This is a genomic window from Clostridium sp. DL1XJH146, from assembly GCF_054819755.1.
In genome coordinates, this window is the sequence record NZ_JBTVVN010000051.1 from 1 (window position 1) to 20,545 (window position 20,545).

Annotated in this window: 19 protein-coding genes and 2 tRNA genes; all 21 read right to left on the reverse strand. The window is 29.4% G+C overall.

The window, feature by feature from the left end; translation table 11 throughout:
• Window positions 1–753: 753 nt before the first annotated feature.
• The 21 genes from ACVHXK_RS16545 to ACVHXK_RS16645 all read right to left on the reverse strand — a co-directional run bounded on the left by ACVHXK_RS16545 (window position 754) and on the right by ACVHXK_RS16645 (window position 20,467).
• A complete protein-coding gene (locus ACVHXK_RS16545) occupies window positions 754–1,497 on the reverse strand; it encodes a peptidylprolyl isomerase (RefSeq protein ID WP_461207515.1) in 744 nt (247 codons plus the stop codon).
• A gap of 124 nt (window positions 1,498–1,621) precedes the next feature.
• The gene (locus tag ACVHXK_RS16550; RefSeq protein WP_461207516.1) at window positions 1,622–2,917 is read right to left on the reverse strand and encodes an aminotransferase class V-fold PLP-dependent enzyme; all 1,296 of its coding nucleotides are present in this window, start codon (window positions 2,915–2,917) and stop codon (window positions 1,622–1,624) included.
• A 143-nt stretch (window positions 2,918–3,060) separates the two neighbouring features.
• On the reverse strand, window positions 3,061–4,041 hold the full coding sequence (locus ACVHXK_RS16555) for a lipoate--protein ligase (protein WP_461207517.1): 981 nt from the start codon (window positions 4,039–4,041) through the stop codon (window positions 3,061–3,063).
• A 133-nt stretch (window positions 4,042–4,174) separates the two neighbouring features.
• The gene (locus ACVHXK_RS16560; RefSeq protein WP_461207518.1) at window positions 4,175–4,438 is read right to left on the reverse strand and encodes an HPr family phosphocarrier protein; all 264 of its coding nucleotides are present in this window, start codon (window positions 4,436–4,438) and stop codon (window positions 4,175–4,177) included.
• A 30-nt stretch (window positions 4,439–4,468) separates the two neighbouring features.
• Window positions 4,469–6,151: a dihydrolipoyl dehydrogenase gene (lpdA, locus tag ACVHXK_RS16565; protein ID WP_461207519.1), complete on the reverse strand. Its 1,683-nt coding sequence runs from the start codon at window positions 6,149–6,151 to the stop codon at window positions 4,469–4,471.
• A 21-nt stretch (window positions 6,152–6,172) separates the two neighbouring features.
• Complete coding sequence (locus tag ACVHXK_RS16570; protein ID WP_461207520.1) at window positions 6,173–7,531, reverse strand: dihydrolipoamide acetyltransferase family protein; 1,359 nt, start codon at window positions 7,529–7,531, stop codon at window positions 6,173–6,175.
• Window positions 7,532–7,543: 12 nt separating this feature from the next.
• A complete protein-coding gene (locus ACVHXK_RS16575) occupies window positions 7,544–8,524 on the reverse strand; it encodes an alpha-ketoacid dehydrogenase subunit beta (protein ID WP_461207521.1) in 981 nt (326 codons plus the stop codon).
• A 13-nt stretch (window positions 8,525–8,537) separates the two neighbouring features.
• Entirely contained in the window at window positions 8,538–9,497 is a 960-nt protein-coding gene (locus ACVHXK_RS16580; RefSeq protein WP_461207522.1) for a thiamine pyrophosphate-dependent dehydrogenase E1 component subunit alpha, read from the reverse strand.
• A 209-nt stretch (window positions 9,498–9,706) separates the two neighbouring features.
• Window positions 9,707–10,000 (reverse strand): PTS sugar transporter subunit IIB, encoded by a 294-nt coding sequence (locus tag ACVHXK_RS16585; RefSeq protein ID WP_461207523.1) that lies wholly within the window; start codon window positions 9,998–10,000, stop codon window positions 9,707–9,709.
• Between the two features lie 40 nt (window positions 10,001–10,040).
• A complete protein-coding gene (locus ACVHXK_RS16590; RefSeq protein WP_461207524.1) occupies window positions 10,041–10,523 on the reverse strand; it encodes a hypothetical protein in 483 nt (160 codons plus the stop codon).
• 68 nt (window positions 10,524–10,591) lie between these two features.
• A complete protein-coding gene (locus ACVHXK_RS16595) occupies window positions 10,592–11,962 on the reverse strand; it encodes a PTS galactitol transporter subunit IIC (RefSeq protein ID WP_461207525.1) in 1,371 nt (456 codons plus the stop codon).
• A gap of 41 nt (window positions 11,963–12,003) precedes the next feature.
• On the reverse strand, window positions 12,004–12,300 hold the full coding sequence (locus tag ACVHXK_RS16600; RefSeq protein ID WP_461207526.1) for a PTS sugar transporter subunit IIB: 297 nt from the start codon (window positions 12,298–12,300) through the stop codon (window positions 12,004–12,006).
• A 31-nt stretch (window positions 12,301–12,331) separates the two neighbouring features.
• Window positions 12,332–12,793, reverse strand: a complete 462-nt coding sequence (locus ACVHXK_RS16605; RefSeq protein ID WP_461207527.1) for a PTS sugar transporter subunit IIA — start codon at window positions 12,791–12,793, stop codon at window positions 12,332–12,334.
• An 81-nt stretch (window positions 12,794–12,874) separates the two neighbouring features.
• On the reverse strand, window positions 12,875–15,808 hold the full coding sequence (locus ACVHXK_RS16610) for a sigma 54-interacting transcriptional regulator (RefSeq protein ID WP_461207528.1): 2,934 nt from the start codon (window positions 15,806–15,808) through the stop codon (window positions 12,875–12,877).
• 336 nt (window positions 15,809–16,144) lie between these two features.
• A tRNA-Lys gene (locus tag ACVHXK_RS16615) sits at window positions 16,145–16,220 on the reverse strand.
• Between the two features lie 307 nt (window positions 16,221–16,527).
• Window positions 16,528–17,718, reverse strand: coding sequence for an ABC transporter permease (locus ACVHXK_RS16620; protein ID WP_461207529.1), 1,191 nt, complete (start codon window positions 17,716–17,718; stop codon window positions 16,528–16,530).
• Entirely contained in the window at window positions 17,708–18,439 is a 732-nt protein-coding gene (locus ACVHXK_RS16625; RefSeq protein ID WP_461207530.1) for an ABC transporter ATP-binding protein, read from the reverse strand. Before ACVHXK_RS16625 ends, ACVHXK_RS16620 begins: the two co-directional genes overlap by 11 nt.
• Before the next feature lie 12 nt (window positions 18,440–18,451).
• A complete protein-coding gene (locus tag ACVHXK_RS16630) occupies window positions 18,452–18,997 on the reverse strand; it encodes a DUF2812 domain-containing protein (protein ID WP_461207531.1) in 546 nt (181 codons plus the stop codon).
• The gene (locus ACVHXK_RS16635) at window positions 18,981–19,340 is read right to left on the reverse strand and encodes a PadR family transcriptional regulator (RefSeq protein WP_461207532.1); all 360 of its coding nucleotides are present in this window, start codon (window positions 19,338–19,340) and stop codon (window positions 18,981–18,983) included. The genes ACVHXK_RS16630 and ACVHXK_RS16635 overlap by 17 nt, the downstream gene beginning before the upstream one ends.
• 372 nt (window positions 19,341–19,712) lie before the next feature.
• Complete coding sequence (locus tag ACVHXK_RS16640) at window positions 19,713–20,258, reverse strand: cysteine hydrolase family protein (protein ID WP_461207533.1); 546 nt, start codon at window positions 20,256–20,258, stop codon at window positions 19,713–19,715.
• A 133-nt stretch (window positions 20,259–20,391) separates the two neighbouring features.
• Window positions 20,392–20,467: transfer RNA gene (locus ACVHXK_RS16645), tRNA-Phe, on the reverse strand.
• Window positions 20,468–20,545 lie beyond the last annotated feature (78 nt).

Sequence of the window (20,545 nt, forward strand, 5' to 3'; positions counted from 1 at the left end):
TTTTTAAATTTTCTGATTAATAATTTCTTGCTGCCGGACCGAAGTATTTCGGCGACTCGTATATAATATCAAATATAAATAGCCTTGTCTTTCGATTATTACCTTTCTATAGAAACTACTCCATACTTTCTACATATTACTCCATATATCTACATATTACTTATATTGACACACCACGGTTAGTTTTCGATACAAACTCTTAGCAATAGTCTATATGCAACCATTTATGAGTTATTTTGCCAATATAACTCTAATATCTTTGTTTATATTTTCAAAATATAAACAGATATATTTCATTCATATACCACACTTATTTTCTTTTGTCTTTTGTCTTTTGTCTTTTGTCTTTTGTCTTTTGTCTTTGCCCTTTTCGAAAAAGGTTAAAAGTTCTCTAATCTTTAATAAAATCATCCTTCACTTCACTCTTCACTCTTCACACAATCTTTTAGTTAATTCAAAGATTTTCTGACCAATGGGAAGAAAATCAACCTTAATTATGCATTGTCATTTGCGTTTTTCAACACCCTCTCCCTCACCGTATGTTTATTATTACTCCAAAACAAAATTTAATACATAAATTTATATTTCTTTTAAACAATTTCTAATATTACTATTTTATATCCTTTGGATTTATAAACTTAGTGAATTTATAATAGTAATTTTTGTTACTAAAATTCCCTAAATAAAAAGATCCACTTTCATTATAAAAGTGAATCTTCCCTAACTTATACTTTATATTCATAAAAATATCTACTATAAATATTTAACTTCAAATTTTTCTTTTAATTCTTCAACTTTACCTGCATATAATTCATTTTGTTTTTGTTGAAATAATGAATTCATAATTTGACTTCTTACTTCGTCAAGTTCTTGTGCTTTTGATTCTTGTCTTTCTGATACTTTTATTAAGTGGAACCCAAATTGAGTTTTAACAGGCTCACTTACTTCATTTAATGGAAGTACAAAAGCTGCATCTTCAAATTCTTTTACCATTTGTCCTCTACTAAATGCTCCTAAACTACCGCCTTGTGCCTTAGATGGACAGCTAGAATATTTTTGTGCTGCTTCTTCAAAAGATAAACCTTCTTCAATTTCTTTCTTTATTTCACTTGCTTTTTCTTCTGTATCTATTAGTATATGTGATGCTGTTGCAGTTTCTCCTGTTTTAAACATGTCTTTATTAGCATTATAGTATTCAGTTACATCCTCTTCATCTAATTTAACATTTTTTAAAACACTTTCAATTGCAACTTGAGCAGATAATTCTTTTACTAAAACTTCAAGTCTTTTAGTATATTCTTCATTTTTTTCTATTTCTATCTCTTTTCCATAACTATAAAATAACTCAAATGAAACTAATTGGTCTAATAATTGTTTTTTCCCTTGCTCATTTGCGAACATTGCTCTTCTTTCTTGTGGGAATCTCATTATAGCTTCTTGAATATCACTTTCTTTTATTTCACTACCGTTTACAACTGCTAAAATCTTATTTTCCATATTAATATAACTCCTTTACCAAGCTACACAAATTCAAATGTTTATAGCCTTATTTTATTACTGTTTTATAATAACACAATCTACTAATTACGGCAAAATTATTATATTAATCTATCTTTAACTTTTATCCTTTAGTTTTATATCTCAAAATTTTTTTAATATAATAAATACACTCATCTACTTCTTCATAATTATTATACAATCCAAAACTAATTCTAACCATTCCAGGTCTGTTATTATCATTAATTATTCTATTTTCTATTTCTTTATCACTCATATTTAATAATCTTTGAATATAGGGTTGAGCACAAAAACATCCACTTCTAAGTGCAATACCTCTTTTACTTGATAAAAACTTTGAAACTTCTTTATGATATATTCCTTCTATATTAAAAGGAACTATTCCAATATGGTCATTATGTGATATTTTATCATCACAATATACTTTAATATACGGTAATTTTCTAAGCTGCTTAATTGTATATTCGGTTAACATTAATTCATTTTTTTCTATATTCTTCATTCCAATAGTATTTAACACTTTAATGGCAGAAGCAAGAGCTACAGCCCCTACACTATTAGGAGATCCCGGTTCATATTTCAAAGGAGTATCTGCCCATTTAATATAATTATGCGTTACAATATCTATTGTACCTCCTCCTGGATAATCAGGAATAGTTCCTTTTAAAAAAGACTTTGGACCAATCAATACGCCTGTTCCAAATGGAGCATACATCTTATGACCAGAAAAAGCTAAAAAATCTATAGCATCATCATTTTGTAATCCTTCCATATTAACTAGACAATGAGGAACTAATTGTGCCCCATCCACTAATATCATTGCATTATATTTATGTGCAATTGATGCTATTTTATATATAGGATTTAAATATCCTGTAACATTAGAGGCTCCTGTAACTGTAACAAGTTTTACTTTACCATCATAGTATATTAATTTATTTTCCAAGTCATCTAATCTTAGTTTTCCGTCTTTATCTATATCAATATAATCAATAGTAAATTTTCTCCATGGCAAATCATTAGAATGATGTTCCATCCATGTTGATAAAATTATTGTATCTTTATACTTTTGATAAAATAAATTAGATAGCCTATTTATTGCTTCTGTGGTATTTTTAACAAAAACAACAGAATTTTTTTCTAAATCCGCTCTAACAAATTCGGCTACAATTTTCCTACATTCATCATATAGTTCGGTTGATACTCGGGATTTATACCCATAACCTCTATGGGCTGAGGAGTAGAATGCTAAATACCTTATTACATCATCTATAACCGTTACTAGCGATGGTGTAGTTGCTGCATTATCAAAATTAATTGCTTGTACCATTTTCCCATTTTCAATAGGTACCTTTACATTTAATCCATATATTATATCTCTCAATATATTAGAATACATATCATCACTTTCCTATGAAAATATTTAACTTTCCATATAATATAATAAAAAGTTATATTATTTCACTAGTTAATATATTCAATATAATTGAAATTGATAATACTAGTTATTTTTTATACAAATAATTTATTAACTGCCCTGTTTTATATTAAAACCTCTATTAATTTTTCAGTATTAAATCCTAAAAAGTACTTATTGATATCAAATTCCTCTAGCTCTTTTATTATTGAAAATTCTTCATATTTGATTCCAACTAATTTATCCTCAATTTCTTTAACGTTTCCATTACCAAAGAAATCCCCAAAAAACTTACAACTACTAATACAACCTTCATTAACATCTAAAAGTACTTCTATCTTTCCTGAATCAAACTTCTTTTCTTTCCTTATATTAAATTTAGGAGATTCCCCATAATTCCATTCCCATGTTTTATATCTTGTATTCATTATCTCTTTTACTTTTGAATCTTCCTCTTCGGTCAACTCATATTCATTAAAAATTTCTATTTCTTCTTGTAAATACTTTAAAAGTATTTCTTTAAACTGTAATACATCAATTTTCTCATTTAGATAATCTGATATATTAGTAACCCTACTTCTGACTGACTTAATTCCTTTTGAAATAATTTTATCCTCCGATACACTCAAAGCTCTAACTAACTCTTCAATATCAGAATTAAACATTAAAGTTCCATGGTGCAACATCCTCTTTTTTTTCATATATTGTGCATTACCTGAAAATTTCTTTCCTTCAATAACTAAATCATTTCTACTATTAAAACACGCTTCTATCCCAATTCTTTCAAGAGCTTTAATTACTGGTTTAGTGAATTTTTTGAAATCAAAATGCTCATCAACATGATTATCTACTATAAAAGTAAAATTTAGATTACCCAAGTCATGATATACAGCTCCTCCACCTGAAAGCCTTCTTACTACATTAATGTTCTTAGATTTTACATATTCTAAATTTATTTCTTCTATTGTATTTTGATGTTTACCAACAACTATAGTTGGTTCATTTTGCCATAATAAAAAACAATTTTCATTAAACTCATTAAGTATATACTCTTCAAAGGCCAAATTATAATAAGGATTATTCGATTGATTTTTTATATATTTCATATAGTATCCTCCTAGTATAATGTAGTTATAATCATTTATAATGAATCAGTCCATGTAGATTTTTCAGTATTCAAGAATTAAAAAAAGAAAAAATATTACTCTAAAATTTCACAGTAATATTTTTTCATTAATCCTACTCTCCAATTCCTGATTCTATAAGCTTTATCAATGTATTGACTGCTTGTTCTTCATCTTCACCATCTGCACAAATTTCTATCTCTGTTCCACAACTAAGTCCTGCTGAAAGCAGCAAAATAATACTTTTAGCATTAAAGGCCTTTTCTCCACGTATTATCTCGATATTAGACTTGAATTTAACCGCTTCTGTAATAAAAATAGATGCTGGTCTAGCATGTAATCCAGTATCATTAATAATTTTCGTTGTTTTTCTAATCATATGAAATGTCCACCCTTTCTCTATACTATACTATTTTTTTGGTAAATGAATGCATTTTCCTAAACAATCAGCGCATGCCTCCATAAATGCTTCTGAATAGGTTGGATGTCCATGAACATAGTCTGCAACTTCTTCCAATGTAATTTCCGCTGCCATTAGAGTAGCTGCTTCATTTATAATTTCTGCTGCTGCTGGTCCTATTATATGAACTCCTAGAATTTCACCATATTTTTTATCGCCAATTACTTTTACAAAACCATCGGTTTCCCCAGAAGCAAGTGCTCTTCCATTTCCTGCAAATTTAAATTTACCTATACATACTTCGTGGTTTTGTCTTGCAATCTCTTCAGTTAAACCTACCGTTCCAATCTCTGGTAGTGTATATACACAACCTGGTACAAATCTTAAATCTGCTTCTTTATTTAATCCCATAGCATTTTCTGCAGCTACTTCACCCATCTTAAAAGCTGCATGTGCAAGCATTAATTTTCCATTTATATCTCCTGGAGCATAGATTCCATCAATGCTGGTTCTCATATATTTATCAACTTTAATCTTTCCTTTATCCATTTCAAAATCCAAATTACCTGTACCGGACAAATCAGGTACTCTACCAATGGATAATAAAGCTTTATCACACTCTATTATTTGCCCATCTGATAAGTAACATTTTAATTGATTTGAGTCTTCTTCAAATTTATTTAACTTAGTATTTACAATAGTTTTAATACCTTTTTTACCTAACATTTTAGTTAATGTAATTGAAATTTCCTCATCCATTAATGGTAGAATCCTATCACTTAATTCTATGATAGTTATGTCACTTCCATATGCATTGAAAATTTCAGCTATTTCTACTCCTATAACTCCTCCGCCTATTATAACCAATCTTTTAGGTACTTCATCTAAATCAAGAATTTCATCGCTAGTCATAACCAAAGGACTATCAATTCCTCGAATAGGTATTTTTGAAACTTTTGAGCCGCCAGCAAAAATGATGGACTTTGCAGAAATTTTATTGTTCCCATCAATTTCCACTTCCTTATTTTCTAATAATATTCCTTCGCCATTGTATACTTTCACTCCGTGGCTTTTCAATAATGCCGCAACGCCACCTGTTAGTTTATTTACAACTTTATTTTTATAATCAATAATTTTTTTCATATCCAAAGTAAAAGAAGGGTCATTAATTACTATTCCTCTATCATTTGCATGCTTTATACTTTGAATAGTTTCAGCATTCTTTATATATGTTTTTGTTGGTATACATCCTCTATTTAAACAAGTTCCACCTACTTTAATTCTCTCAACTAATGCTACTCTTCCACCTAGCATAGAAGCCTTTATAGCAGCAACGTATCCTGCAGGTCCCCCACCTAGAACAATTACATCATAATTAAACTTTTCATTGTTTATTTCTTTTTTATCTTTTAGTTTGTCTTCTTTAGGAGTGATTACTTCACTCACTATTTCATCTTTATTTCCTATATACCCAATTGTTTTAAATACCGGAAGTACTTGTCCAGGTTCTGCTAATATTTCTATTAGTGTTCCGCTTACTTCAGCTTCTACTTCCATATTTACCTTATCTGTTATAATCTCTAATATTGGTTCTCCAGTTTCTACATAGTCCCCTTGTTTCTTAAACCACTTAACTATAGTTCCTTCTTCCATATCCATGCCTGCCTTAGGCATAATAATTTCTGTAGCCAATTTACTTCCCCCTTTTCAAACTTAAACAATTAAAAGCACAGGATTTTCTAATAATTGTTTTAGATCCTGTAAAAACTTAGCTGCTGGTGTCCCATCTATAACTCTATGGTCTATAGTAATACTGATATTCATCATTGGATGTATTTTTATTTCCCCATTGACTATTACTGGACGGTCTATCATTGCACTAACTCCTAAAATACCACTATTAGGTTGATTTATTATTGGATTGAAATGATTTATACCGTACATTCCCATATTGCTTATTGTAAATGTACTTCCTTCTTGTTCACTAGGTAATAATTTCATTTTAACTGCTCTTGAAGAAATATCTTTAGCTTTTGCAGTTATTTCACTTAGTGTCATTTTATCTACATCTTTTATTACAGGTACTAGTAATCCTTCTTCTAATCCGACAGCTAATGCTATGCTTACATGGTCGTGAAATAATATACCTTCCTCAACTAAAGATGAATTAATAATAGGATTTTTCTTTAATGCCTTTGCACTTGCCATTATTATCATATCAGTAAAAGTTAATTTAGCTCCTGTTTCTTTCATAACTGAATCTCTCAAAGTAGCACGTGCTTCTTTTGCTTTTGTCATGTCTACTTCTATATGCGCTGTAAACGTTGGTGCTGAGAAGAATGATTCTGACATTCGTTTTCCTATTACTTTTCTCATAGCACTTAACGGTACAATTTTTCCACTATTATCATTTGAAATATTACTTAAAATTTCTTTATTGTTTAAAACTTCTTTGTTAGTAGATTGTGTTTTACTTAATACATCAGATTTCATAATCTTTCCATTATGTCCAGTGCCCTTTATAGCCGACAAATCTATTCCCTCTACACTAGCTATGCTACTTGCTAATGGCGTAATTTTATCTTTTTGTTCATAATATGAAATTACATCAATCTTTTGAATTCTTCCCTTTGGTCCACTTCCATTAACCATCGATAAATCTATTCCTTTTTGTCTTGCAATACTTTTTGCATATGGAGTTGCTCTTAGTTTTTTATCATTTGTTTCATATTTTTTTTCTTCATTATTATGAGTTTTATCCTTGCTTTTAGTTTCGCAAGACTCAGTCTTTTCTTCAGCTTTTTCTTCCTGGACTGCTACATTTAACTTTTCTCCTTCTTGACCTATATATGCAATAGGTGTAAATACAGGTAGTACTTCATCTTCTTTTGCAAGTATTTTTAATAGTATACCACTTACTTCTGCTTCAACTTCCATATTTACTTTGTCTGTAATAATTTCAAGTAAGGGGTCACCTTCTTTAATAATATCGCCTTCATTTTTAAACCATTTTACAATAGTTCCCTCTTCCATATCCATACCAGCTTTTGGCATGATTACTTCAATAGCCATGTAAATCCCCCCTTATCTGTTCATAACCTTATATATTGCTTGTTTAATGTCATCTTCACTTGGTATTACAGCTTTTTCTAATTCTGGATTATATGGAATAGGCACTTCTTTTCCTGCAAGTCTTACTATAGGTGCATCTAAGTAGTCAAATGCTTCACTTTCAGCTATCAACGCTGAAATTTCTCCACCAAATCCAGAAGTTTTAACAGCTTCATTAACAACTATTAATTTATTTGTTTTTATAACAGATTGAACGATTGTATCTATGTCTAATGGTCTTAGAGTCATTGGATCTACTACTTCTATATCAATTCCCTCTTTCTCCATTTCTTCAACCACTTTCATTACTCTCTCTAACATTCTTCCGTAAGTAACAATAGTTAAATCCTTACCTGATCTTTTGATATCAGCTTTTCCTAATTCTATTACATAATCCTCTTCTGGTACTTCTCCCTTTATCTTATACAATACCTTTTGTTCTACAAAAATAACTGGATTATCATCTCTAATAGCTGCTTTCAATAAACCTTTTGCATCTTTTGCTGTTCCTGGAACTACAACTTTAAGTCCAGGCACATGACAAAACCATGCTTCTAAACTTTGTGAGTGTTGAGCAGCTGCTCCAGTACCTGATCCTGCTGGGCAACGTACAACCATAGGTACTTTTGCCTTTCCTCCAAACATATATCTTACTTTTGCTGCTTGATTTACAATAGCATCCATTGCAATAGTAGTAAAATCCATAAACATAACTTCCATTATTGGTCTAAGACCAGTTATTGCAGCTCCTGTTGTAACTCCTGCAATAGCAGCTTCTGAAATAGGAGTATCTTTTACTCTTTCTTCACCAAATTCTTCAAACATTCCAACAGATGCTCCAAATGCTCCGCCATATAATCCTATATCTTCACCCATAAAAATAATATCTTTATCTCTTCTCATTTCTTCACTCATTGCTTCTGTTATTGCTTGCTTATAAGTAATTTCTCTCATTTTATTACCCTCCTTATGCGTATACATCTTCTAATAAAGTATCCAATGATGGATTTTCACAGTTTGTTGCATATTCTACAGCCTTTTCTATTGTCTCTTTTGCCTCTTTTTCAATGGTATCTAATTCTTCTTCTGTAGCAATTTCATTCTCTATTAGATAATTTTTCAAGAAATTTATAGGACATTTTGTCTTCCATTCTTCTAATTCTTCTTTTGTTCTATATGCACAAGCATCACTTTTAGAATGTCCTAACCATCTATACGTTTTCGCTTCGATTAATACTGGACCTTTGCCACTACGTACATAATCAGCAGCTTTTTTTACTTTTTCATAAACTTCAATTGCATTATTTCCATCAACAATATATCCTGGCATACCATAAGAAGATGCTCTGTCAGCAATATTTTCTATATTCATATGCTTTCCGATGGGATTAGACATTCCATAAAGATTATTTTCGCAGAAAAATATTATAGGCAATTTCCAAACTGATGCCATATTTAAACTTTCATGAAAATTCCCTTCATTACTTGCACCATCTCCGAAGAAGCATAATACAATGTTACCTGTCTTTTTATATTGTTGAGTAAGTGCTGCTCCTGATGCTATACTAAATCCTCCACCTACTACTCCGTTAGCCCCAAGGTTTCCATTTTCAATATCCGCAATGTGCATTGAGCCGCCTTTACCTCTACAATATCCAGTGGCTTTTCCTAGTAGTTCTGCCATCATTTTATTTATATCAATACCATTACCAATTACTTGACTATGTCCTCTATGTGTTAGCGATACTAAATCATCTTTCTCAATAGCCATACAAGATGCTACTCCACTAGCTTCTTCACCTATTGATAAATGTGTTGTTCCATGCACCATACCTCTTGAAAAAAACCAACTAACTTTTTGCTCAAACGCTCTTGCTTGATTCATTTTTGTATACATTTCAATAAATGTATCTTTACTAATATTCATATGAAACCCTCCTATTTGTAAATTAAATTCTTCTTTTCTAATATAAGATTAAAATAATTCTTTTTATATTGTTAAGAGCAATTTTTATGCCAACTTCTTATCCACTTAAAAAACCCTCAAAGCTTGTTGTTTCAATAACTTGAACTACTTTTTTTGAAGAAACCAAAAAAACCACACTATATTAGCGTGTGGTTTTTTTGGTAATACTTCTAAATACTTAGCTTCTGAATTATTTCTTCAATAGTTTTTTCAATATCTTTTCCATTAATCAAATTTAATCCATTAACTATTTTTTCATCAAAATCTGTCTTAATAACGGTTGTAGTAATAACTAAATCGGCATCTCCAATATTTCTTTTAAATTCAGCTATGGAACACTGCTTAAGAATAACATTATGTATGTTTCTTTCTTTTAGAATATCTTCAACTTTTTTTCTAGCGATAGTTGAAGTAGCAACCCCACTTCCACATACAATCAATATTCTTTTAGTAACTCTTTTCATAAAATTCACCTCTTATATTTATTATACCAAATATAAGTTATTATCTATTCATTCTAGTTGTAGATCTCCTATTAAAATTCTTTAACATAGGATGTATTTTTTCTTCTTGTTCCTTTAAATACTTTAACAATTCAGCTCCATCACTATAAAGATCAACATTCAACCAATAACGACCTTTTAAAAAACTAGTTTTCCCTATTCTCATATATATTTTTTTTGTATAACCAAGCTCTCTTATGCTTATTTTTTCAACTTTATCCCAATAAAAAATATGCTTCCTACCAAAAGCACAAATTACTATTTTTTCATCTGAGTAAGTTATTTTCTTAGGATATGTGAGAGAAATGAAATGGTCTATTGAAATCACAATACAAAATATAACTCCCAAAATATAAAAACTTTTCCCATTACTTTGAAAATATCTAAATATAAAATAAAAACTCAATATTAATGCCATTAAAGCGGGAATAGTAACCCCTAATAAATATCTTACCTTTTCGTAGTTATATGTTTTTTTTAACATTTCTCTTCTCTCCTCCTATTGAAACAAAAGAGTTCAACTTAATGTTGAACTCTTCTTTTAATTTATAGTTATATTGCTTCTGTTATTGCTATTTCTTTTAATATTCTTCTTCTATTAAAGACAGCCATACCTACACTTACTGCAGATGCTACTATTGCACCTATCGCTTTAAATTCCATTGCTTTAACATATATCCAAGTTATAGGGTTAAATCCATCGCATATACTTGAAATTAATGTAGCACCTGATGGCATATCGAAATTAGCTTCTACTGCTGCTGCTGTTATTAATGGTGCTAAATCTGTAGCAACCCATAATCCTAATATTGTAATAACAATCCCTACTATCAATGTTCTAAATAAATCCCCTTTAGTAATTGGTAAAATCAAAACGAATACAAAAGGAAATACTGCTAAATCGGCAAAAGGTAAAAATTGATTTCCTGGTAATATAACGGCTATTAAAACTGATAATGGTACTAATAGCAAAGATGCCGCTAGAGTAGTTGGATGACCAACACCAACTGCTGAGTCTAAGCCAATATACATTTTATAATTCCTTTTAAATTTCTTATCAATAAATTCTGCTGCTGCGTCTGAAATTGGAATTAAGCCTTCCATTAAAAGTCCAGACATTCTAGGAATAAGTACTAAAACTGCACCCATAGTTATTCCTAAATTTAAAAATCCTTTTACATCATATCCAGCCAATACTCCAATAAGTATACCTAATATAGTTCCAACTAATATTGGTTCTCCAAATACACCGAATTTCTTTTGGATATATTCAGCGTCCATATTTATTTTATTAATTCCCGGAATATAATCTAATATCTTATTGACAACAAGAGCAATAGGAACGAATGCTGCTGAGAATGCATGTGGTATAGACACTCCAGGGAGGCCACAATACTCTTCAACTCCAGGTGCAGTCAAATCTGCCAATACTAAAGTAATAATAGTTTGAAGAACTGCTGCAAGAATACCATAACCCATACTTCCAGTTGCGAAACTTACAACCGCTCCAGTGAAAGCATAATGCCAAAAGTTCCAAATATCAATATTAGCAGTTTGGGTAGTTTTAGTAACAATCATTATAATATTAACTAAAAGAGCTATAGGTATTATAATTGCCCCTATTTTTGAAGCAAATGCAATTGCTGCTGCTGCTGGCCAACCAACATCGATTACAGTTAATGACAAACCAAATTTTTCAACCATTTGTTGTACAGCTGGTCCTAAACTGCCTCCTAATAAACCAATTACAAGATTAAGTCCAACAAAAGCTACTCCTACAGTCAATCCAGCCCTTAAAGCTTTTCCAAATTTTGCCCCAAGAATAACAGCTAAAACTGTTAATACTATAGGCATCATAACAGTAGATCCTAAATCTACTAATGGTTGAAGAACTAACATGATTCCATTTAAAATTGTTTCCATAATTTTTGTACCCCCTATTATTTTTTTATATAATTAAAAAATTATAAACCTAAAGTATCAATTATTTGCTGAAGAACAGGCTCTGTTCCTCGTCCCATTAAAAATGCTACTCCTAAAATAACTGGTACAGGTAACTCTTTTCTATTTTGACCAGTTGTTACTACTAAATCATATCTTGCAGCTTTTGACTCTAATTCTGCTACTGAACAAGTATCAAATTTAACTTTGTCCCCAAAACCTTTTTCTGTTAAAATATCCTTTATCTTATTTGATACTGCTACTGAAGTAGCTATTCCTGAACCACATGCAACCAATATTTTCTTTTTATCCGCCATCATAATCACTCCTATTTATTTTTTTTATTTTTAATTAAAATTTATTGCCTAAAAGTTCCATTACTTTTGCTGTTGTCTTTGAATTTTTAAGTTCCATTAACAACTCTTTATTTTGAAGCAATTCCATCAAATTCTGCAACATTTCAATTTGTGCGTGATGTTCTTTTAACGCTAGCATAAATAATATTTCAACAGAAACTTTTTCATCATGATTTCCCATCATACAAAATTCAACCGGTTCTTCTAATATACATATCCCTATTATTGGGTCATTTACATGTTCAATATCAGCATGTGGAATAGCTACTCCTACACCTTCCGTTGGTAATGCTGTTGCAAAATTCTTTTCTCTTTCTTTAATAGCCTCCATGTAAGACTTTTTGACATAACCTTCTTTGTATAATAAATTTGAAAGATTATCTAAAGCCTCAAATTTATCCTTTACCTTAGTATTTAATAAAATTAATTTTTCATCTAACAAACTATTTTTTGACATATTGTCCTCCCTTATTTTTATAAATAAATTATGTTTCTTTTACATATATACCTTTAACTACAATTGCAATTTCTTTCATTTTTATGCTTTAAATATTTGGAGTATCTCTTGCTTTGTGGAAGTTTTAATTTTATTTATATTTTCTACATCTTGAAAGAACTCATATAACGCTAAAATTTCATTCATGTTTTCAGATTTTAGTGCAGGCATTATTACTATACTTACTTCACTATCTCCCCACATAATTGGTTTTTTTAATACCGCTATCCCTATTACTGGTTTATTAACATATATAGTTTCGCCATGCGGCATACTTATTCCATCTAATATACAAGTGGAACCAATTTTTTCTCTTTCTATAGCCGATGGAATAAATCTATCTTTTATAAACCTATTTTCAGACAAAGCTTTTCCTAAAAATCTTATACATTCTTCCTTAGAATTAACTTCGACATCCAATAAAATTGTTTTTTCATTTATTAATTCACCTAAAGACTGTCTTTCACTATCTAATCTAACAGGAGTATTGTCTAGTTGTTCAATATTTCCCCATTTAATACTATCAGTAATCTGTGTCATACCTTGCCCATCAATAAGTTCATCTATTGATATATATTTAATATTCTCTATATTAGGATTTACTGTTCCCACTATGGCTATAATTTCATTTTCTTCTTTCAATTTTTCTATTTGATCTTTTAAATCTACTTCAACTGCGCCAATTGGTATGATTTCAATATTTTGATTATGTTTTTGAACAACATCCTCTAACAACTCTTTTACTTTTAAAGCAGTGCCATGCCCAGTAATGCAAATTGTTAATATTACGCTATTTTTAACCTTATGAGTTTTTTCTGTAATTCTCTCTATCCCTCTATTCTTAGGATTTTCCTGCAAAGAATCTGCAATATCATCAAGATTAGAATCTGGAAGCATAGCTCTTCTAATCCCTTCTATTACCATTAACGTATCTACCCTACTTATACTTCTTGTTCTGATTCCTGTTTTTTTTGCAATAATTTCTCCAAAGGTAACTAATGACCCCATATCTACAAGTAAAAGTACCCCTTTACCTTCATCTATATTTTTTACTATTTCAAGAGTTCTTTCTAATGCAATTTGAGGGCTTTCATCTAATGACATCTCAACTGATTTTCCATAATCAACACCTAATAATCTTTGAGCTACTTCCACCATACCACGAGATACACTTCCATGTGATAGAACTAATACTCCTACTCTTCCTTGCTGTTCTGTTTCTTCTTTTTTTGTAACAGTAGCTAAATACATTGCTATAAAACCAGTTTCATCATCAGTTAACTTTATATTTAATTCTTCTTCAACAACTTCTATCATTTCTTTAGCTACCTCAAACTCTTTTACATACTTAACCTTTATAATTTCTAATTGTGGATTTGTAATAGTTTTACCTGCATTCATTCTTTCAATTGTTGAATTCAAATGGATTGCTAACATATAATAAAGCTTATCCGTCATTATTCCTAATTGCCAACTAGCAATTTTTAATATTTTATCTACGATTCCTATAACTTTTATACCTACTATATTAATTAGTTCATTTTTTTCTATTGGTTTTATACCAATTTCTACTTTCTTTAATAAATTTTCAACTTTATTCTTCATTTCTTTCTCTAGAATATAATTAATAACTTCTTGGCTAGAAAATTCATCCTGTAAATCATAATATCGCTGTTCAATGTATTCATATATTTCATATGGCATTGTATACATATCATTTTTATGATTTTCTGTTACTAATTTTTCAGTTGGATAAACAATCAAGTCTTCTAACTCAGTTATTTTTTTGATTTCCACTCTAAAGTTTTGAGTTTTTAATAAACCTTTTTTTGCACTGGCAGGAATATCATCTACTGTTATTTCCATTGTCTCTATATCATTTGTCACAAAATTCAGAAATCCTCTTGCGCAACTAACTTGTATATCACTTCTTAATTGACCTACATTTCCAACACATTCATACAGTAGAAACGCTCTAAGAACATTATTGTGAACTTTTATTGCTGTTTGAATTCTATTAGCTTCTTCATTGAAGAAAGCTTTAATTATTTCGAACTTTTCATTAAGTGGTCTTATATTCAAAGGTATAAGCTCAATAACCATAGGTATCCTTCTTCTAAAAGTAGTCAATAAAACAGAATCCACATTTTCTGTAGTTGCAGCAATTATAGTAACTGTAACATTTCTCAAAGAATTTGTTTCACCTAGTCTCCTAAATTTACCTTTATCAATTAAATAAAATAATAATTCTTGTCCTTCTGGTGGTAATCTATGCACCTCATCTAAGAAAAGTATTCCTTCATCAGCTTTTTCTATCAATCCTTCCTTATCTGATTCTGCTCCTGTAAATGCCCCTTTTATATACCCAAATAACTGTGCCATTAGTAATTGTGGATTATCTGCATAATCTGCACAATTGAAGATGACCATACTTGAATTTTCATTTATCATATTGGCATCTTTGGAAAACGTATACATATCTTCAGCCAATTGACTTTTTCCAACCCCTGTAGGTCCTAAAATCAAAGTATGTAATCCTTTTGGAGGGTATAGCATAGCTGCTTTAGCTTGTTGTATAAAAGGTTTTAAACTTCCATCATGGCCTATAAGATTATCAAATGCACCTTTTTTAATAGAAATTTCTACATTTTTTTTACTATCATTTTTCTTAGTGTTTTTAGAATTTAAAACTTCTTCTTTAACTTTTCTAACAGTATGTCTTGATATTTGAAATCCCATTTTATTTAACTTTGCTGTTAAATCTCTTTCAGAAATTGATAAATCTTCTTTCATAATTCTTTTTGTCATTTGTATTAAGTAAGGTTTGACTCTTGACCTAGAATCCTCAATATTTAGTTCTTTTCTTAATTTAGTAACATTTTCTCTTTGCATCTTTAGTAATTCAGCCAATTTCGAATCTGTCAAAGGATTATATTTATTCTCATTTTCTACTAAATCAATTAATTTGTCCTTCATCCTTTTCCCTCCGTACCTTATTATAAAGCAATTATTGTGCCAAACTTATTCTTATGTTTTATTTAGGGATAAAGCCTTATAATATAAGCTTTTAAGTTAATTTCCCTTTTTCTACTACACCTTATATACCACATCCACATTAACTACCACGCGTCGTAATTATATCATTTATGTCAATTAATGTGTAGTAATTCATATGATTTTCTTGTAAAAGTTAAATTCTATTTAAAAATATTATTTAATTTATCATTTATATTTCCAAGACTAATTAAGTACATCTAAATACTTTATATTTTTCTAGACAATAAAAAAGCATCTCTATTGAGATGCTTTTAATGGTGATCCACCGGGGAATCGAACCCCGGACAACTTGATTAAAAGTCAAGTGCTCTACCGACTGAGCTAGTGAATCATGTATTATTTTTATGTGTATCAGAACAACAATCCTTCTAAGTTGGCTGTTTTAGCCATTTCCTAAGTCCTCTGTTTCATCAGCACAAGGAGTATTATATCAAGATATTATACAAGTGTCAACATTATTTTTAAAGTTTTTTGATAAATTACCTGTTTTAATTTTTACCAATTATAATAAATTCAATAATACGGTACATTATCCAATATTTATATCATAGAATCAGTTATTATATACACTGACTTATCAATAATCAAGAATATTGGCCTAGCTATTATTATCTAGACCAATATTATATATATATTTACTAACTTCTAAATATTACAGATTCTTTATTAAACATATATCTAGCCCATATAATTGAGATGAATACATATATTACCGTCCAAACTAGTGTAATTATAATATGCTTATAATCCACAATTCCGTAAATTAATTCTTTTAAAAGACTTACAGTATTTGCAATAGGAATATGAAAATATTTCTCGTCTATATTTTTAGGGTCAGCCATCATAGTTGAATAGCTTCCCATCAAAGCAACTATTGTAAGAGGTGTAATATATGTTTGCGCTTCTTTAAATGATCTTGCGTATATACTTAATGCAAGTCCCAATGCCCCAAATATCATAGTAGTTAATATTGGCAATAAAATAAGGAAAACAATAACAATTGGACTTAAAGTAATTTCCGCCGCTGTAATATCTGAAAAAATACCATTCTGTTGTAATGTAGTTAACCAAAGTCCTAAAAGAGCTACAACTGACATAATAACACCCATTACACTAATAGCTAAAAATTTGCCCCATAACAAAGACATTCTGTTTACTTTAGTAGTTAATAATGGTTCTAGTGTTCCTCTTTCTTTTTCACCTGCTCCTAAATCTGTTGCAGGTGCTAAGGTTCCGGCAACACTATATAGTATAAGTAACAGTGGTAAAATCATTGTTAGCATCATTTTCGCAAAACCAGCTTCTTCTTTTTCAATTGTTTGATTTTCAATAGTAAAAGGAGTCAGTATATTAGATTCTAAACCGATCTCATCTAATCTTTTCTTCACAATTTGCTGTGAATAACTATCTAAAAAACTTTGAATCATTGATTTTGCCATAGTGGATTCTTGACTAGAATTGTCATATATCATAGTGATATTCTCTACTTTATCATTTTTCAAATTTTCATCAAAATTTTCAGGTATTATTACTCCTACATATATTTCACCATTTTTAACACTTTCTTTTATATCATCTACTTTAGTAATATTAATATTATCATTGCTAATTAAAATTTCTGTTACATTACTATTTCCTCTATCTTCAATTGCAATATTTAGATTATTTTCAACATTATCTGTAGATTCATTCATACTATTTCCCATAACGAAAGAAAGTAGAGGAAATAGTATAAGTGGAAGTAGTATACTCACAATAATTGTTTTCTTATCTCTAAATATTTCAATAATTTCTTTTTTAAAAACTATCCCAATAGCATTATTTCTCATTATTTTCACCTACCAAATTCATAAATATTTCTTCCATATCATCATTATCATATTTTTCTTTAAGAAAATTAATAGTTCCTTCATCTACAATCTTACCTTTATGAATTATAACAATTCTATCACAGATTCGCTCTACTTCTCTCATGCTATGACTTGAAAATACAATTGCTTTATTGTCTTTTTTACATTTTATAATAAAATCTTGAACTATCCTAGATGCAGTCACATCAAGTCCTGCAGTAGGTTCATCAAAAAGCATTACACTAGGATTATGAACAATGGACCTTGCAATTGCAACTTTTTGTTTCATTCCTCTTGAAAACTTACCAACTCTTTTTTTTATATATTCTTGCATTCCAAGTAATTCACTTAAATACTGAATTCTAGTTTTAATTTCTTCTTTCTTCATTCCATTTAATTCTGCAAAATATTTAATATTTTCATAGGCAGTAAGTCTATCATATAAACCAACTTCTCCTCCAAATAAAATTCCGATACTCTCCCTTACTTTTTCAGGATCTTTAGTTATTTCATAATTATCTATTACTGCAGATCCACCTGTAGGCTTTAACATTGTAGCGAGCATTCTAAGTGTTGTTGTTTTGCCTGCCCCATTTTCTCCTAAGAGCCCTACAATTTCACCATTATTAACTGAAAAACTAATATTATCAACAGCTTTGATATTTTTAAATTCTTTTGATAATTCCTTTACTTCTATCATTCTATTTCACCTCTATAAATTTATTTTACCTTTTTTTAATTTCCATATCTTTAAGAAAACCTTTATATCTCCATATATCATTAATAGAACTACTAATGATACTAAACCTATAATACCGCATCTAGTTTTTAATTCGTAAACAGATTCATTTAATGTCATATTAAATAAATTGAATATGTTAAAAAAAGTAATTGGTAATAGAAGTCCTAATACTCTTTTATATTTCTCGATTTTAGAATTATAATCTGAATATATATCTGGTAGTAAACTCTTTCCTTTCTCACTTCTAAAATAATGCCAATTCATATAATTGTCCACATATTCCCATCCTGAATCACGAAATAACTTTAGATATTCATCATCTTTAGGATATTTTATTCTTTTGTAATCAAGTTTATATATATATTCTTTAGGTTCACTTTTATAAAAAGTATAAACACAAAATGTATACTTTTCTAGGAGCCAGCCCTTACGTGCCATTTCATTAAGCCACTCTTCTTCTTTATCATCTTGCCATACGAAGATTACTTTGAAAATTTTTTTAATTTCTTTCTCCATTAATATCTCCTCCTAATCTTAAAATATAATTTTCAGTAGAAATAACTAAATTTTTTAATCTAGCCAGCTCCAATCTTATAACTTTTTTTCCTAAATCAGTTATAACATAATTTTTCCTTCTATTATCTTCATCGTTTTCTATCTTTTGTATTAGGCCAGCTTTTTCAAGTTTATTTAAAGCTCCGTAAAGTGTTCCTGGTCCTAGTAAAAATTCCTCTTTACTTAATTCTTTAACATTTTGCATTATACCATAACCATGTAATGGCTCTATTAAAGAAACTAAAATATAGTATGTTGCTTCTGTTAATGGTAAAAATTCTTTTGCCTTTGACTTATTTTTCATGTTAAGACCTCTCTTTTATTTAACTAACTATATCGTATATAGTTATATCGCTGTTCGATATATCGTTCACTGATATAATATCTTAATTAGTATTATTTGTCAATACTTTATTCAAATATTATTTAACGAAAAATATAATTTTATTAATGGCTTTCTTTTTATGATTCAAAACCAAAATACAATAAAAAAATACCTGTAAAGTATACATATAATTTAAATTTATTACATGTATATTTTACAGATATCATATCGTAATATTAATATTGTTTTTTATGCTATTTTATTTTCAAATACAAAAGTTAAGATTATACTATCACTTTGTACTTTATTATAAATATGTATTGGCGAAATCACTTATTGTACTTGTTTTGCTTAATCAGACAAATTAGAATTTAGATATTTCATTCTTTTAATAGCTTCATCCATTGAAACACACTCTGCATATCTTCCATTCCACATAAATTCATTATAATATCGATAGCTTTGTTCTGCTAACATAAATTTATTGTTAACTGTTGTATTTGCATATGCTGGAACCATAATATTAAATCCATGTTCAAATCCACATTTTACGGTAGCGTCAATACAATAATCTGTTTGAAGACCTACAATGATTATATCATTTTCCTCTTTATTTATTAGATATTCTAATAATCCTGTTCCTTTAAAAGCACTATTAACATTTTTATCAAATATTTTTTCATCATTCATAGGTTGAAACTCTTCATATATTTCAAATCCATCATTTCCTTGTGTTAATTCATTCCCTACTCCATCATCATGACGTACATATATTACTTCAATATTATTTGCCCTAGCCTCATGTATTATTTGTTTAATATTTGATACAAAAATATTAAATTGAAATAATTTTTCATTAGTTATTAACCTTTGTGTATCAATTACTAATAAAACCATTTTAATCTACCTTTCAGCTCTTGATTTATTTGAATTAGATAAAACCTTTTTTCTATATTTTATATAATACGTTATATATTGTCAACGTAAATTTTCATAAAACAAAAAACGTCCTGATTTAACAGAACGTTTTTGGTGGCTTCAACTGGAATCGAACCAGTGACACGAGGATTTTCAGTCCTCTGCTCTACCGACTGAGCTATGAAGCCAAACAGACCTGGCAATGACCTACTCTCCCACACCGTCTCCAGTGCAGTACCATCGGCGTGTTGAAGCTTAACCATCGT